Here is a 13,109-nt window from a genome sequence, read left to right on the forward strand (position 1 = left end):
GAGAGAGTAAGCCGTGGATCAGAAACGCTGCTGGTACTTCATGTACATGTAACGGCCGATGTCGAAGCCACCGTAGTAGGTGAAGCTGCTGTTCGGCTGGCTGTACATGATCGGACCCTGGTGGTCGAACACGTTGTTCATGCCCATCGAGATGGTGCCGTTCCACGGCAGGATGTAACGCATCTGGATGTCATGGAAGGTGTTCGAACCCACCTTGTTGATGCCCTGGTTGCCGGTGTACGGCGAGCTGAAGCCCGGGTTGCTGCACTCGGTGGCGAATGCGCAGTTCTCCTGCATGCCCGAGTAGTAACGCGCCGTCCAGCCCAGGCCCAGATTGCCGTACTGCCAATCCAGATTCAGGTTCGAGCGCACGCGGAAGTTGCCTTCCCAGCCCGTGTACTGCCGCACCGGCGTGGTGTCGACGTTGTCGTTCTTGCGTTCCAGGTAATCCACATACGTGGTGTTCCAGGTGATCGCGAACTTGCCGATCGCCATTTCCGGCAGGCGGTAACGCACCGAAATGTCATAGCCGGCCGTTTCCTGGTAGCCGGCGTTGAGCAGGGTGCGGTCCAGGCTGCTGACCTGACCCATGGTCTTGCCCGACTTGCTGCGGGTGAAGCGGCTGCAGGCCGCGTCCACGCCCTGCACGTAGCACTGGTTGAGCATGTCCGTGGCCGACTCACCGACGATCACGTCGTTGATGCGGATCTTCCACCAGTCCAGGCTCAGGTCCAGGCCCGACACGAACTCCGGGCTGTACACCAGGCCCACGGTCCAGGTCTTGGCGGTTTCCGGCTTCAGATCGGCGTTGGAGCCGGAGGTGAAGTCGGTGCCACCCTGCTGGCCCGGCACCGTGGCGGCATTGCCGTCGGCGGCGAGCTGGTGGAAGTTGGCCGGTACGCCCTTGGCCAGGCAGCGTGCCAGCACCTGCGGGTTGTTGGCCGCGGCGCCGAAGGTCATGTCGCACGGGTCGGTGTACGAATCACGCGTGGTGACCGTGCCGCCGTACAGATCTTCCACCGTCGGTGCGCGGAAGCCGGTGCCGTAGGTGGCGCGCACCAGCAGGCTGTCGATCGGCTTCCACTTCAGGCCGAACTTGGTGTTGGTGGTCGAACCGAAGTTGCTGTAGTCCGAGTAACGGGCGGCCATGTCCAGCGACAGCTCGCGCGCGAAGGCCATGTCGGCCAGCAGCGGCACCTGCAGTTCCAGGTAGGCTTCGTTGAGCGAGTAGTCGCCACGGGTCGGCTGGCCGGAGGTGCCGGCAATCTGGCCCTTCTGCACCATCATGTCCGGGTCGTAGCTGGATTCTTCGCTGCGGTGCTCGAAGCCCATGGCGCCCATGATGTCACCGGCCGACAGGCTGAACAGCGAGCCGGAGATGTTCGCGCTGGCCACCTTGGTGGTGCTCTGCATCTTGTCGGTGAAGCGGGTGAACAGGAAGTCCTGCACGTCCTGGTTGCCCAGTGCGCCCGGGCCGGTGTAGCCCATCGGCGCCAGCGGGTTCCACGGCGTGCAGCCGGCGATCACGTTGCCGACGCTGCCGCAATGGGCCACGCCATTGGCATCCAGGAACGATGGACCGACCGACTGGTTCACGTTCGGCTGGTACATGCTGCCCGTACCGATGCGCTCGCCTTCGTTGCGGTTGTACATGTAGCTCACGTTCCAGTCCCAGTACCGCGAACCGGTCTCGAAGCTGCCTTCCACGCCCACGCTGGCGCGCTTGGTGGTGAGGTTGTTCTCGGTGGCGCGCGGCAGTTCTTCGGTGCGGTGCGCGAACGCCACGTCACGGCCGAACGGGTTGAACGCGCTGTCCTTGGACAGCAGCGCACGCGAGCCGGTGCTCTGGTACGGGTAGCCGGCCAGCTGCTTGGTCGACTCACGCTCGGTGTACAGCGCGTCGGCCACCAGGCGCAGGTTGTCGTTGATGGCAAAGCCACCGTTGGCAAACACCGACTTGCGCTGCAGGCCGGTGAGCAGGCTCATGTTGCTCTTGGTGTTGGCATCGTTGGCCTTGTTGGCCGGCACGAAGTTGCCCAGCTGGGTCGGGTCGCCGCCCGGGCCCACGCTCAGGTTCTTGCCGTCCACGGTGGCATAGCCCCACGGGGTTACGCCACTCAGGCCGTCAGTCGGATGGCGCGGGCCGTTCGGGTAGGCGGTGAACTCACGCGCGCTGCCCAGCACCGCATCTTCGTCGGAGTACTCGCCGCCCACGGTGACCCAGCCACGCTCGAAGGTCTTGCCGAAGGTGGCGCTGTAGCCGGTCTTCTGGCCGTCGCCTTCGCTGTACTGGCCGACGTAGGCGTTCACTTCCGCGCCGTCGAAGTTCTTGCGGGTGATGATGTTGACCACGCCGGCGATGGCGTCCGAGCCGTACAGCGCCGAGGCGCCGTCGGTCAGCACTTCCACGCGGTCCACGATCGAGGACGGGATCGAGGCGAGGTCGGAATAACCGGCGGCGGACACGCCCATGCGGCGGCCGTCGATCAGCACCAGGCTGCGTTCCGGACCCAGGTTGCGCAGGCTGACGTACATGCCGCCGAAATCGCGGCCCGACTCCAGCGAGTTGGCGCGGCTCATCGCCGGCGCACCGGCGGCGGTGACGTCCTGCAGGATGTCGGCGACGTTGACGTAGCCCTTCTTCTCAATCTCGGCGCGGTTCAGCGCGACGACCGGCTGGGCGCTCTCGACGCTGGCCTGGCGGATGCGCGAGCCGGTGATTTCAATGCGGTCCAGATTGGTGGTGCCGTCAGTGGCGGTCTGGGCGAAGGCAGGGGCACTGCAGCTGGCAACAAGCGCGATGGCAATCGCGTTGCGCAGCGGGTGAGTCTTCAAATACATCCGTGCGATATCTCTTTTCAGGAAAAACAAGCGCCCTTGCGGGCGACGTGGGGAACAACATCACGACGCGGGGGGCGGGAGTCTAATGACTTTTCAAAATTTTTACTTTCACTTGAAAGCATAAAAACCGCTAAAAATGAACGATGGCTGACAAATTCGCGGGTTCGCGAACTATCTTTTTGTAATGCATGCCGTCGTGACTGCAGTGCATCGCAACGATGCAGGCAGAGGCACCGATAACGGCGATGCACCCTGCAACTTGAGTGCACATTGGTGTGCATCGGAGGGAAGTGTTCAGCGTGTATCGACTTGGCGTGGCAGGCGGGAAGTGCGCTCTGAACTTTTCCTGGTACGGCCGTCGGTGGGTCGGGCGCTGGACCCCCATGCCCTTTCCGGCGAATGTCCCCCGGCGTCGGCCTGCGGCCGCCCCCTCCTCCTTTATTTCGCCTCCAAGGACATGGGCGCCCAGCGCCCGACCCACCGACGGCCTCAGAGAATGTCGCCTAGTTCTGCCGCGAGCCGAGCCCCGTAGCAGCCGGTAGGCCCCTGGGCAAAATAAAGGAGGAGGCCGCCCTGCGGCCGGGGGACATTTGCGCCAGGGGCCTGCCGGCTGCTACGGGGCCCTCACGCTCGCGGCAGACTGCCTCTCGATTGCAAGAAAAGAACCGCACCCTTGCGGATGCGGTTCGTGGTTTGCTATTGCGTGCGCGCCAACGCGCGCGCGGGTGCATCGTGTGCGGTGTCAGGTTTCGCGCAGTGCCGTGGTGATCGGCAGGCGTGCTGCACGCAGGGCCGGGAACAGCCCACCCACCAGCCCGATGCCCAGCGCCCACTTCAGCCCCGTCCACAACAGCTGCGGGGATACCTGGAACTGGAACACCACCTGGCTGAAGTTGTTGCCCAGCGTCGACACGGTGTAGTTGTTGAACACCAGCCAGGCCACCAGCCCGCCGAGAAGCCCGCCAAGCAGCGCCAGCAGCATGGTTTCCAGCATCACCGCCGTCACCACCGGCAGGCCACGGAACCCGATCGCGCGCATGGTGGCGATCTCCCGCGCGCGCGTGGCCACGGCCGCGTACATCGTGTTGAGGGCGCCGAACACCGCACCGATGGCCATGATCGTGCCGATTACCGTGCCCAGGATGCTGATCAGCTTGCTCAACCCGCCGGACTGCTTGCTGTAGTACGCGCGGCTGGTTTCCACGTCCAGCTTCAGCCGCGGGTCGGCTTCCATCGCCGCCTTGAAGCGGGCGAATCCGGCCGTGCCGTCGGTACGCACGTTGACCGACTGGTAGGCACTGCGGTTGTAGGTGGTGGACAGGGTCTGGGTGTCGGCCCACAGCTCGGACTCGTGCACGTCGTTGGAGGCGAACACGCCCACCACGGTCCAGTCCTGTTTGCCCAGCTGCAGGGTCTTGCCTACCTCCAGGCCCTCGAACTGCGCCTTGGCGCCCTTGCCCACCACGATCTCGCGCAGGCCGGGCTTGAAGCGGCGGCCTTCGATGATGCGGATCGTCTTGCGCACCTCCCACGCCTTGTCGCCCACCCCGCGGAACTGCACGTTGGTGTCGCTGTGGTCGCTGCGCGAGAGCAGGCTGATCACTTGCGACAGCTCGGCCGACACCAGCGGCTTGCCATCGGTGCCACGGGCCACGCCGGGCAGGCTCTGGATCAGCGGCAGCTGGTCGCGCATGATCACCGAGTTGGTTTCGGCCTGCGAACCACCGCGCAGCACGATGGCCACGTCGTCGCTGCCACTGCGGTTGAGCGTGGCCTTGAAGCCGTCGCCCATCGCCAGCATCGCCACCAGCACGCCGACCACGCCGGCAATGCCGACCACGATCACCGACGAGGCGCCCCAGCGCTGCGGCAGGCTGGCAATGCCGATGCGTGCGGCCGCCAGCGACAGCCGCCCGCTGCGGGTCAGCAGCAGCCAGGCCGCCACGGCCACCGCGATGGCCAGCACCGCCGGCCACGGCAGCACGATCCAGACCACCAGGGCCACCGCCAGCAGCAGCACGGTCAACACGTTCCACATCCAGTGCGTCTTCATGGTGGGCTCCTCAGCGTCCGGCCAGTGCGTCGACGATCTTCAACCGCTGCGCGCGCAACGCCGGCAGCAGGCCCACTACCACCCCGATCACCGCCATCAGGCCCAGCGCCATGGCCCAGGTCTGCGCAGGCACGCCCGGCAGGCTGATCATGCCCTGGCTGTTGGCGCTGATCGCCGGCATCAGGATCGCGGCCAGGCCCATGCCGATCAGCCCGCCCAGCACGATCAACAGCACCGACTCCACCATCACCAGCACCAGCACGGTGCCGTCCTTGAATCCCAGTGTCTTGAGGATGGCCAGTTCCGGGATGCGCTCGCGTACCGCCTGGGCCATGGTGTTGCCGGTCAGCAGCACCAGGGTGAAGAACACCGCGGCCATGATGCCGGTGACGATCAGGCCGATGTCGGCGAACTGCTTGGCAAATGCCTGCGAGAACGCCGCTTCGGTCTGCGACTTGGTTTCGCGGTCGGAATTGAGCGACAGCGCATCGATCGCCTGGGCCACGCGCGAGGCATGCGCCGGATTGTCCAACTGCACGGTGTAGAAGCTGACCTGGTTCTTGATGTAATCGTTGGACTCGTCGAAGTAACTCCAGTGCAGCAGCAACTGGTTCTCCGCGCCGGCGTTGTTGCGGTCCTTGGCCCGGTAGATGCCCACCAGTTCCAGCGGCCAGTCATTGCTGCCCTTGCGCGGGAAGATGGTGGCCTGCATCGGGATGGTGTCGCCCAGCTTCCAGCCGAAGCGCTTGGCCAGGGTCTCACCCACGATGGCGCCGGTACGGGTGTTCTTGAACGCCTCGGCCTGCGCCGGCGGCAGCTCGAACTCCGGGTACAGGTCCATGTAGTTGTCCGACACCGAAAAACTGGGGAAGAAATTCTTCGGGTCCTGGTAGATGCCCCCGAACCACATCGCATAGTTCACCTTGCGCACGCCCGGGGTGGCCTCGATGTCGCGCAGCAGGCGCAACGGCAGGCTCTGGGTGATCGACAGCTTGGAGGAGACCACCAGCCGCTTGGCGCCTTCAATGGTCTCACCGCCGGAGTTGAACGCCACGCGCACCGAATCGAGCATGCCAAACAGCAGGAACGCGGCCACCACCGACAGCAGGGTCAGCAGCGTGCGTGTCTTGCTGCGGAACAGCTGGGCCCAGACCAGCGAGAAATACTTCATCGCGGCATCCTCCGTCAGTGGGCCGCTGGCGCGTTGGCCAGTTCGCCCTTGTCCAGGTGCACGGTGTGGGTGGCGTACTCGGCGGCCTTGGGGTCATGGGTGACCATGATGATGGTCTTGCCGTGCTCGCGGTTGAGCTGCTGCAGCAGGCCCAGGATCTCCTCGGCCGACTGCCGGTCCAGGTCGCCGGTGGGTTCGTCGCAGATCAGGAAGGTGGGGTCGGACACGATCGCCCGCGCGATCGCCACGCGCTGCTGCTGGCCGCCGGACAGCTCATTGGGGCGGTGGCTGCGGCGGTCGGCCAGGCCCACCAGGGTCAGCGCGATCTCGGCGTTGCGCTTGCGCTGGGCCGCGCCCAGGTGGGTAAGCAGCAGCGGCAGTTCCACGTTCTTCTGCGCGGTCAGCATCGGCATCAGGTTGTAGAACTGGAACACGAAGCCGACGTGGTGGCTGCGCCAGGTGGACAGCTGGCCGCCGCTCATGCGGTCGATGCGTTCGCCTTCGATCTCGATCTCACCGTCGCTGGGTGTGTCCAGCCCGCCGATCAGGTTGAGCAGGGTGGTCTTGCCCGAGCCGGACGGGCCCATCAACGCGACGAAATCGCCGCGCTGGATGTCCAGGTCGATGCCGTGCAGCACCTGCACCTTCTCGGGGCCACGCTGGTAGGTCTTGGTGATGTTGCGGAGCGAAACCAGGGTCGACATGGACGGTTCTCCGTGGATCAAGGCGGATCGAAGACGCACCGGCATGCAGCAGCGGTGCCTGCCTGCGGCGGAATGAGGGCCGTGCCCGGGTGGGATGCGCGGTGGCAGACAGCGGCCAGCCTGCGCGCCTGCACGGCACGGGTAGCGCACGTTCAAGGCCGCGCGAGGGGACGCGCGGGTCACACACTGGGCTGCGCCGCCTTGCGCGGCGGCGCCGCCTACTTGCTGGCTTCCACGACCTTGCCGCCGTCCTTCAGCGCCGCGGGCGGGTCCAGCACCACCACCTCGCCCGCGCTCAGCCCCTGGCTGACCTGGCGGTCGGTGTTGAGCGTGGCGCCAACCGTGACCGTGCGCTGTTCCACGCGCTGGTCGTCCTTCACCACGAAGGCGACGGTCTTCTGTTCGCGCTCCACGAGCGCGGCCGCCGGCACGCGCACGCCCTTGGGGGCGGCCGCCTGCGCCGGTTGTGCGGCCTCGAGGAAGCTCACCCGCACGCCCATCTCCGGCACGATGCGCGGGTCTTTCACCTTCAGCGCCACGCGCACCTTGACCGTGGCCTTGCCGCGGTCGGCGGTGGGAATGATGGCGATCACCTCGGCCGGAATCTTCCAGTCCGGGTAGGCGTTGAGCGTGGCTTCGACCGGCATCTTCGGTTGCACGCGGCCAATGAACGACTCGCCCACCTCCACTTCGATCTCCAGCGACTCCATGTCCACGATGGTGCCGATACCGGTGCGGGTGAAGCCACCGCCGGCCGACAACGGCGACACGATCTCGCCCGGCTGCGCGGCCTTGGCGGTGACCACGCCGGAGAACGGCGCGCGTACGGTGTTGTTGTCCACGCCCAGGTCGGCGATGGCCAGGGCATCGTTGGCCACCGTTGTGTTGCGTTCGGCGGTGCGCAGCTGCGCGCGCAGGCTGTCGCGCTGGGCGATGGCCAGGTCGTACTGCGAGCGCGACACCAACTGCTGGCCCACCAGCGTCTGCAGGCGGCCGGCTTCAGCGTTGGCCTGCGCCACCTGCGCCTGCAGCCCGGCCAGCTGGCTGCGCGCGGCCTCCAGCTGCGAGGCCGACAGGCTGCGCTGGGCGTTGGCGTCGATCGGGTCGAGCGTGGCCATCACCTGGCCTTCTTCCACCCGCATGCCTTCTTCGATCATCACCTCGCGCACCTTGCCGGTGATCTTGGCCGACACTGTGGCCATGCGCCGCGCCACCACGTAGCCGCTGGCATCGAGCACCGAACCGCTGGCGCCGCCCTGCTGGATGGCCACCACCGGCGCGGTGGTCACCTCGATCGGGCGTTGCCGGCCGAACAGGAACCAGCCGATCCCAACGAGCAGGAGCACGGCGACGATGGCCACCCCGATCCACAGCCCACGGCGGGGCGCGGACGGCGGCGGGGGCGCCTTGCGGTCGATGCGGAGTTCCTTGAGCAGTTCAGCGGATGCGTTCATCGTGAGTCTGGACGGGGAATCGGGCCGAGTGTGACCGCAACGGCGGCCGGGGACAAACCGGCACCGGGCCGGGAGGTGCACAGCATGCCCACCGGCCGGGCGCCACGGCAGTGACAGCTGTCACCTGCTTGCGCTGACGGCGGCCACTGGGACCGGGCCCGCCGCGGCGCGACGCTGTGCCGAACCCGCTACGGAGTGTCCCGATGTCCGTTTCCTGCCCGACTGCCTTGGCCACGCTGCGCGACGCGCAGGTGCATTACGGTGCTGTCGCCGCACTGCAGGGCGTGAGCTTCTCGCTGCAGCGCGGCGAAGTGCTGGCCCTGCTCGGCCGCAACGGCGCGGGCAAGAGCACCGCGATTTCGGTACTGCTGGGCCTGCGCACCCTTGATGCCGGCCAGGCCGAACTGCTGGGCGGCGACCCGCAACAGCGGGCCAGCCGGCGGGGCATCGGGGTGATGCTGCAGAGCACCGCATTGCCGCCGGTGCTGCAGGTGGATGAACTGATTGCGCTGGCCAGCGCCTGCTACGACGACCCGCGCCCGCTGGAAGAGTGCCTGGCCCTGGCCGGGCTGGCCGATCTGGCACGGCGCCGTTACGGCCAGCTGTCCGGCGGCCAGCAGCGCCGCGTGCAGTTCGCCATCGCGCTGTGTGGGCGGCCGCAGCTGCTGTTCCTCGACGAGCCCACCACCGGCCTGGACATCCAGGCCCGGCAGGCGCTGTGGCAGGCGATCCGGCAGCTGGCCAGCGAAGGCTGCGGCGTGCTGCTGACCACCCACTATCTGGAAGAGGCCGAAGCGTTGGCCCAGCGCGTGGTGGTGATCGAACAGGGACGGGTACTGGCCGACGGACCGTTGGCGCAGTTCCGCCAGCAACTGGCCCCGCGCCGGATCCGCTGCCGCAGCGCCCTGGATGCCGAGGTGCTGAAAACCTGGCCCGGGGTGCGCGAGGTGCAGCGCGATGGGCTGCGCCTGCAGGTGCTGGCCGAACCGGCCGAGCCGGTGGTGGCGCGGCTGCTGGCCGAAGACCCGCAGCTGCAGGAGCTGGAGGTACACGGCGGCGGCCTGGCCGACGCCTTCGTCGAACTGACCCGGGAGGCCGCATGAACACCCTGACCACCGTACCGACCGCGCAGCCGCGCGCGTCCACCTGGCGGATCTATCGCGCCGAAGCGCTGTGCGAACTGCGTCGCGCCTGGCGCACGCCGGCTTTCGCGCTCCCCTCGCTGCTGTTTCCGGTGCTGTTCTATGCGCTGTTCGGGATACTGCTCGGGCGCGGTCATGCGCCGCAGTACCTGCTGGCCACCTACTGCGTGTTCGGCGCGATGGCCCCGGCGCTGTTCGGCTTCGGCGTGCAGCTGGCGCTGGACCGCGAAGGCGGCCTGCTCACGCTGAAGCGCGCGCTGCCGTTGCCGCCGATGGCGCCGTTGCTGGCGCGGCTGCTGATGGCGGTGCTGTTCGCGCTGCTGGTGGCGCTGGTGCTGCTGGGGGTGGCCGCCCTGGCCGGGGTGGGACTGGCACCTGGCATGGTGCTGCGGCTGCTGGCCGTGGCCGCCTTCGCCGCGCTGCCGCTGGGCGCGATCGGGCTGTGGATCGGCAGCCATGTCAGTGCCAGTGCAGCGCCGGCGGTGGTCAACCTGGTGTACCTGCCGCTGGCGCTGCTGTCGGGCCTGTGGCTGCCGCTGTCGATCCTGCCGCCGGTGTTTTCCGTGCTGGCCCCGCTGTGGCCCACCTGGCACCTGGCCCAACTGGCGCTGCCGGCGGTGGGCCTGCCGGCCCAGGGCAGCACGTGGGTGCACATCGTGGTGTTGCTGGCGGTCACCGGCGTAGCGCTCGGCCTGGCGCGGCGGCGTCTGCGCCGGGTTGGCTAAGCGGCGGACGAAACTGGCATGATCGCGCCTGACCGCCCCGCCCTGGAACCGCCCGTGTCTTCGCGCTGGATCGCCTCGCTGCTGCGCCCCGCGCCGGATTCGTCGGTGGCCGACAACCTGCGCCGTGGCAAGCCGGCCTGGGCCGACGCCGTGCATCTGCTGTGGAGCGGCTGGGTGTTTTTCACTCCGATCTTCGGCACCGGTTACACGCTGCGCTGGCTGTGGCTGACGCTGCTCACCTACCCGGTGTTCCTGGCGCTGTACGCGCGGCTGTTGCTGGCGCCGCGCCACCATGGGCCGCGCTATGCGCTGGCGATGGTGGCGATGGGGCTTTCACTGCTGCCCTGGTACCCCGCAGGCATCAGCTACTTCATCTTCGGCTGCGTGATGCTGCGGGTGTGCCGGGAGACCGGCATCTGGCGCTATCTGGTCCAGCTGCTGGTGCTCAACGCGCTGTTTGTGGGCATTGCGCTGTGGGTGGGCTACCCCTGGCAGCTGGTGGTGTGGATACCGTCGATGGGGCTGATCATCGGCATCATCGTCAACGTGGAAAGCATCAACAAGGACCGCGACGCGGCGCTGCAGCTGTCGCAGGAGGAGGTGCGCCGGCTGGCCGCCACCGCCGAACGCGAGCGCATCGGCCGTGACCTGCACGACCTGCTGGGGCACACGCTGTCGCTGATCACGCTGAAGCTGGAACTGTCGCGCAAGCTGTTCGATCGTGATCCGGAGGGCTCGCGCCGCGAAGTGACCGAAGCCGAAGCGATCGCGCGCCAGGCCCTGGCCGAAGTGCGCAGCGCGGTCACCGGCATTCGTGCGAGTGACCTGGCGGCCGAGCTGGCGTCGGCGCGGCTGCTGCTGGAATGCCAGCACGTGCACCTGCATTACGCGCCGCCGCCGCCGATGCCGCCGGAGGTGGAGCGCGGGTTGTCGCTGGTGCTGCGCGAGGCGGCCACCAACATCGCCCGGCACGCGCAGGCGCACCAGGCCTGGATACGCTTTGAACAGGAAGGCCGCAGCTTGCTGATGGAGATCCGCGATGATGGCCGTGGCGGCGTGCAGGCCGACGGCAACGGGTTGGGTGGCATGCGCGAACGGGTGACGGCATTGCACGGCACGCTGGTCGTGCAGTCGGTGAAGGGCGAGGGCACCTGCGTCACGGCGCGCGTGCCGCTGCCAGCGGCAACCGCGGCGGTGGCTGCATTGCCGGCCGACCTGCCGGCGGCACCGTCGCTGCCTGCGGGTGGGCCGGCATGATCCGCATCGTACTGGCCGAAGATCAGGCGATGGTGCGCGGCGCGCTGTCGGCCCTGCTGGGCCTTGAGCCGGACATCGAGGTGCTCGGCAGCGCCGCCGATGGCGAGGCGGCGTGGCGCATGCTGCAGCAGCTGCAGCCGGACATCCTGGTCACCGACATCGAAATGCCCGGCCTGTCCGGGCTGGAGCTGGCCCAGCGCATCGCGCGCCAGCAGTTGCCGATCAAGGTGGTGATCGTGACCACCTTCGCGCGCTCGGGCTTCCTGCGCCGCGCGCTGGATGCCGGGGTGTGCGGCTACCTGCTCAAGGACGCGCCCGCCGAACGCCTGGCCGATGCCCTGCGCCAGGTGCAGCGCGGCGGACGTGCGATCGACCCGCAGCTGGCGCTGGATGCCTGGTCGCAGGCCGACCCGCTCAACGACCGCGAACGCCAGGTACTGCGCCTGTCTGGCGATGGGCGTTCGGCCAGCGAGATCGCCACCCAGCTGGGCTTGTCGCACGGCACCGTGCGCAACTATCTGTCCGAATGCATCGGCAAACTGGGCGTGGCCAACCGCATCGAAGCGTATCGGCTGGCGCGGCAGAAAGGCTGGCTGTAGGCAAGCGGGTATCCTGTGCGTTCCATGGACCGGATGCGCACCCGATGAAACACCACTTCGCCGATCTCATCGACCGTGCCAGCGGGGTGTGGACGATCACGCCGAACGCGCAGCGCTGGGCGTGCCATTACGAGGACGTGGCCGACGCGCCCGACGACGCCATCCGGCTCACGCTGACCCGCCACGACCGCAACTGGTCGCGCGTGCTGCAACTGGAAGCGCTGCGCGAACTGACCCTGCACGAACCCGACCAGGCCCAGCTGGCTGCCTTGGCGCAGCTGCCGCAGCTGACCGCATTGCGGATCAGCCATGCGCGGCCGAAGACGCTGGCGATGCTGGAGGGCATGCACGGGTTGCGCGAACTGGTGCTGGAGTACGTCTCGGCGTTTTCCGATCTGTCGCCCGTGGGCCGCCTGCCGGCGCTGCAGGCGCTGCACATGGAGAACCTGCGCCGGGTGCACGATTTTTCCGGCCTGGCCGGCGCCACTGCGCTGCGCGACCTGACCCTTCTGGGCACGCTGGACTGGAACCAGCCCGTGGACGATTTCGCTTTTCTTGCCGGCCTGCCGGCGCTGGAGCGGCTGAATGTGTCGTGGTTCCGTGCGCCGAAGGTGTCGCCGGTGATGGGCGCACTGCTGGCGCTGCCGCGCCTGGCCAAGCTGGAGATGGGCATGGCCAGCCTGCCGCTGGAAGAGTTCGCCTGGATCGAGGCGAACCTGCCGCACGTGGAAGGCGCAGTGCGGCCGGCCACCGTTCCAACCCACGGCCAGGACCACCAAATCGGCGCCCGCGATCCGCGCGCGAGCATGCCCCTGGCCGAGTTCTACGAGCACATCGACGTGTACGTGGGACACCAGGGAAAGCGCTTCAGAAGCACCGGCTTCGACGCCATGCTGCTGGGCAAGGGCGAGCGCTACGCCACCGGCACGCCCGAGGCAGTGCTGGCCAAATGCACCCAGCACCGCCAGCGCTACCGCGCCCTGGTCGAAGCTCACCGCGCCGCCCGGTAGGCACCCACCGCAGGTGGGGGCAAAGCGCGCAACGCCGATACCAACCGCCACCACGCCCACCCCGGTAGGCACCCACCGTTGGTGGGTGCAACGCGCGCGACGCCGATACCGCCCGGCGCCACGCCCAACCGGGTAGGCACCCACCGTTGGTGG

General features: G+C 67.8%; 10 protein-coding genes. 5 read left to right on the forward strand and 5 right to left on the reverse strand.

Going from position 1 to position 13,109, the window contains the following annotated elements:
* Positions 1–18 precede the first annotated feature (18 nt).
* The 5 genes from AC1DCJ_RS10170 to AC1DCJ_RS10190 all read right to left on the reverse strand — a co-directional run bounded on the left by AC1DCJ_RS10170 (position 19) and on the right by AC1DCJ_RS10190 (position 8,223).
* Positions 19–2,841 (reverse strand): TonB-dependent receptor plug domain-containing protein, encoded by a 2,823-nt coding sequence (locus AC1DCJ_RS10170; protein WP_478070863.1) that lies wholly within the window; start codon positions 2,839–2,841, stop codon positions 19–21.
* Positions 2,842–3,583: 742 nt separating this feature from the next.
* Positions 3,584–4,894: an ABC transporter permease gene (locus tag AC1DCJ_RS10175; protein WP_038691048.1), complete on the reverse strand. Its 1,311-nt coding sequence runs from the start codon at positions 4,892–4,894 to the stop codon at positions 3,584–3,586.
* 10 nt (positions 4,895–4,904) lie between these two features.
* On the reverse strand, positions 4,905–6,065 hold the full coding sequence (locus AC1DCJ_RS10180; protein ID WP_038691047.1) for an ABC transporter permease: 1,161 nt from the start codon (positions 6,063–6,065) through the stop codon (positions 4,905–4,907).
* A gap of 14 nt (positions 6,066–6,079) precedes the next feature.
* The gene (locus AC1DCJ_RS10185; protein ID WP_137191849.1) at positions 6,080–6,769 is read right to left on the reverse strand and encodes an ABC transporter ATP-binding protein; all 690 of its coding nucleotides are present in this window, start codon (positions 6,767–6,769) and stop codon (positions 6,080–6,082) included.
* A gap of 218 nt (positions 6,770–6,987) precedes the next feature.
* The gene (locus AC1DCJ_RS10190; protein WP_141058155.1) at positions 6,988–8,223 is read right to left on the reverse strand and encodes an efflux RND transporter periplasmic adaptor subunit; all 1,236 of its coding nucleotides are present in this window, start codon (positions 8,221–8,223) and stop codon (positions 6,988–6,990) included.
* Positions 8,224–8,426: 203 nt separating this feature from the next.
* Here AC1DCJ_RS10190 and AC1DCJ_RS10195 point away from each other — a divergent pair, with 203 nt between their 5' ends.
* The 5 genes from AC1DCJ_RS10195 to AC1DCJ_RS10215 are packed head-to-tail and all read left to right on the forward strand — an operon-like array spanning position 8,427 to position 12,956.
* Positions 8,427–9,326: an ABC transporter ATP-binding protein gene (locus AC1DCJ_RS10195; protein ID WP_478070864.1), complete on the forward strand. Its 900-nt coding sequence runs from the start codon at positions 8,427–8,429 to the stop codon at positions 9,324–9,326.
* Positions 9,323–10,090 carry an ABC transporter permease gene (locus tag AC1DCJ_RS10200; protein WP_478070865.1) on the forward strand — a complete coding sequence of 256 codons (768 nt, stop codon included), beginning with the start codon at positions 9,323–9,325 and terminating at the stop codon, positions 10,088–10,090. The genes AC1DCJ_RS10195 and AC1DCJ_RS10200 overlap by 4 nt, the downstream gene beginning before the upstream one ends.
* 18 nt (positions 10,091–10,108) lie before the next feature.
* A complete protein-coding gene (locus tag AC1DCJ_RS10205; RefSeq protein WP_478070866.1) occupies positions 10,109–11,347 on the forward strand; it encodes a sensor histidine kinase in 1,239 nt (412 codons plus the stop codon).
* Positions 11,344–11,946, forward strand: coding sequence for a response regulator transcription factor (locus AC1DCJ_RS10210; protein ID WP_038691041.1), 603 nt, complete (start codon positions 11,344–11,346; stop codon positions 11,944–11,946). The genes AC1DCJ_RS10205 and AC1DCJ_RS10210 overlap by 4 nt, the downstream gene beginning before the upstream one ends.
* A gap of 44 nt (positions 11,947–11,990) precedes the next feature.
* A complete protein-coding gene (locus AC1DCJ_RS10215) occupies positions 11,991–12,956 on the forward strand; it encodes a hypothetical protein (RefSeq protein WP_478070867.1) in 966 nt (321 codons plus the stop codon).
* The last annotated feature ends 153 nt before the right edge of the window (positions 12,957–13,109 follow it).

It is taken from the genome of Stenotrophomonas sp. 10N36 (genome assembly GCF_056395005.1).

Excerpts from the sequence above, each read along its gene's own strand:
- AC1DCJ_RS10170 (WP_478070863.1), bottom strand. The coding sequence starts at position 2,841 with ATGTATTTGAAGACTCACCCGCTGCGCAACGCGATTGCCATCGCGCTT.
- AC1DCJ_RS10175 (WP_038691048.1), bottom strand. The coding sequence starts at position 4,894 with ATGAAGACGCACTGGATGTGGAACGTGTTGACCGTGCTGCTGCTGGCG.
- AC1DCJ_RS10180 (WP_038691047.1), bottom strand. The coding sequence starts at position 6,065 with ATGAAGTATTTCTCGCTGGTCTGGGCCCAGCTGTTCCGCAGCAAGACA.
- AC1DCJ_RS10185 (WP_137191849.1), bottom strand. The coding sequence starts at position 6,769 with ATGTCGACCCTGGTTTCGCTCCGCAACATCACCAAGACCTACCAGCGT.
- AC1DCJ_RS10190 (WP_141058155.1), bottom strand. The coding sequence starts at position 8,223 with ATGAACGCATCCGCTGAACTGCTCAAGGAACTCCGCATCGACCGCAAG.
- AC1DCJ_RS10195 (WP_478070864.1), top strand. The coding sequence starts at position 8,427 with ATGTCCGTTTCCTGCCCGACTGCCTTGGCCACGCTGCGCGACGCGCAG.
- AC1DCJ_RS10200 (WP_478070865.1), top strand. The coding sequence starts at position 9,323 with ATGAACACCCTGACCACCGTACCGACCGCGCAGCCGCGCGCGTCCACC.
- AC1DCJ_RS10205 (WP_478070866.1), top strand. The coding sequence starts at position 10,109 with ATGATCGCGCCTGACCGCCCCGCCCTGGAACCGCCCGTGTCTTCGCGC.
- AC1DCJ_RS10210 (WP_038691041.1), top strand. The coding sequence starts at position 11,344 with ATGATCCGCATCGTACTGGCCGAAGATCAGGCGATGGTGCGCGGCGCG.
- AC1DCJ_RS10215 (WP_478070867.1), top strand. The coding sequence starts at position 11,991 with ATGAAACACCACTTCGCCGATCTCATCGACCGTGCCAGCGGGGTGTGG.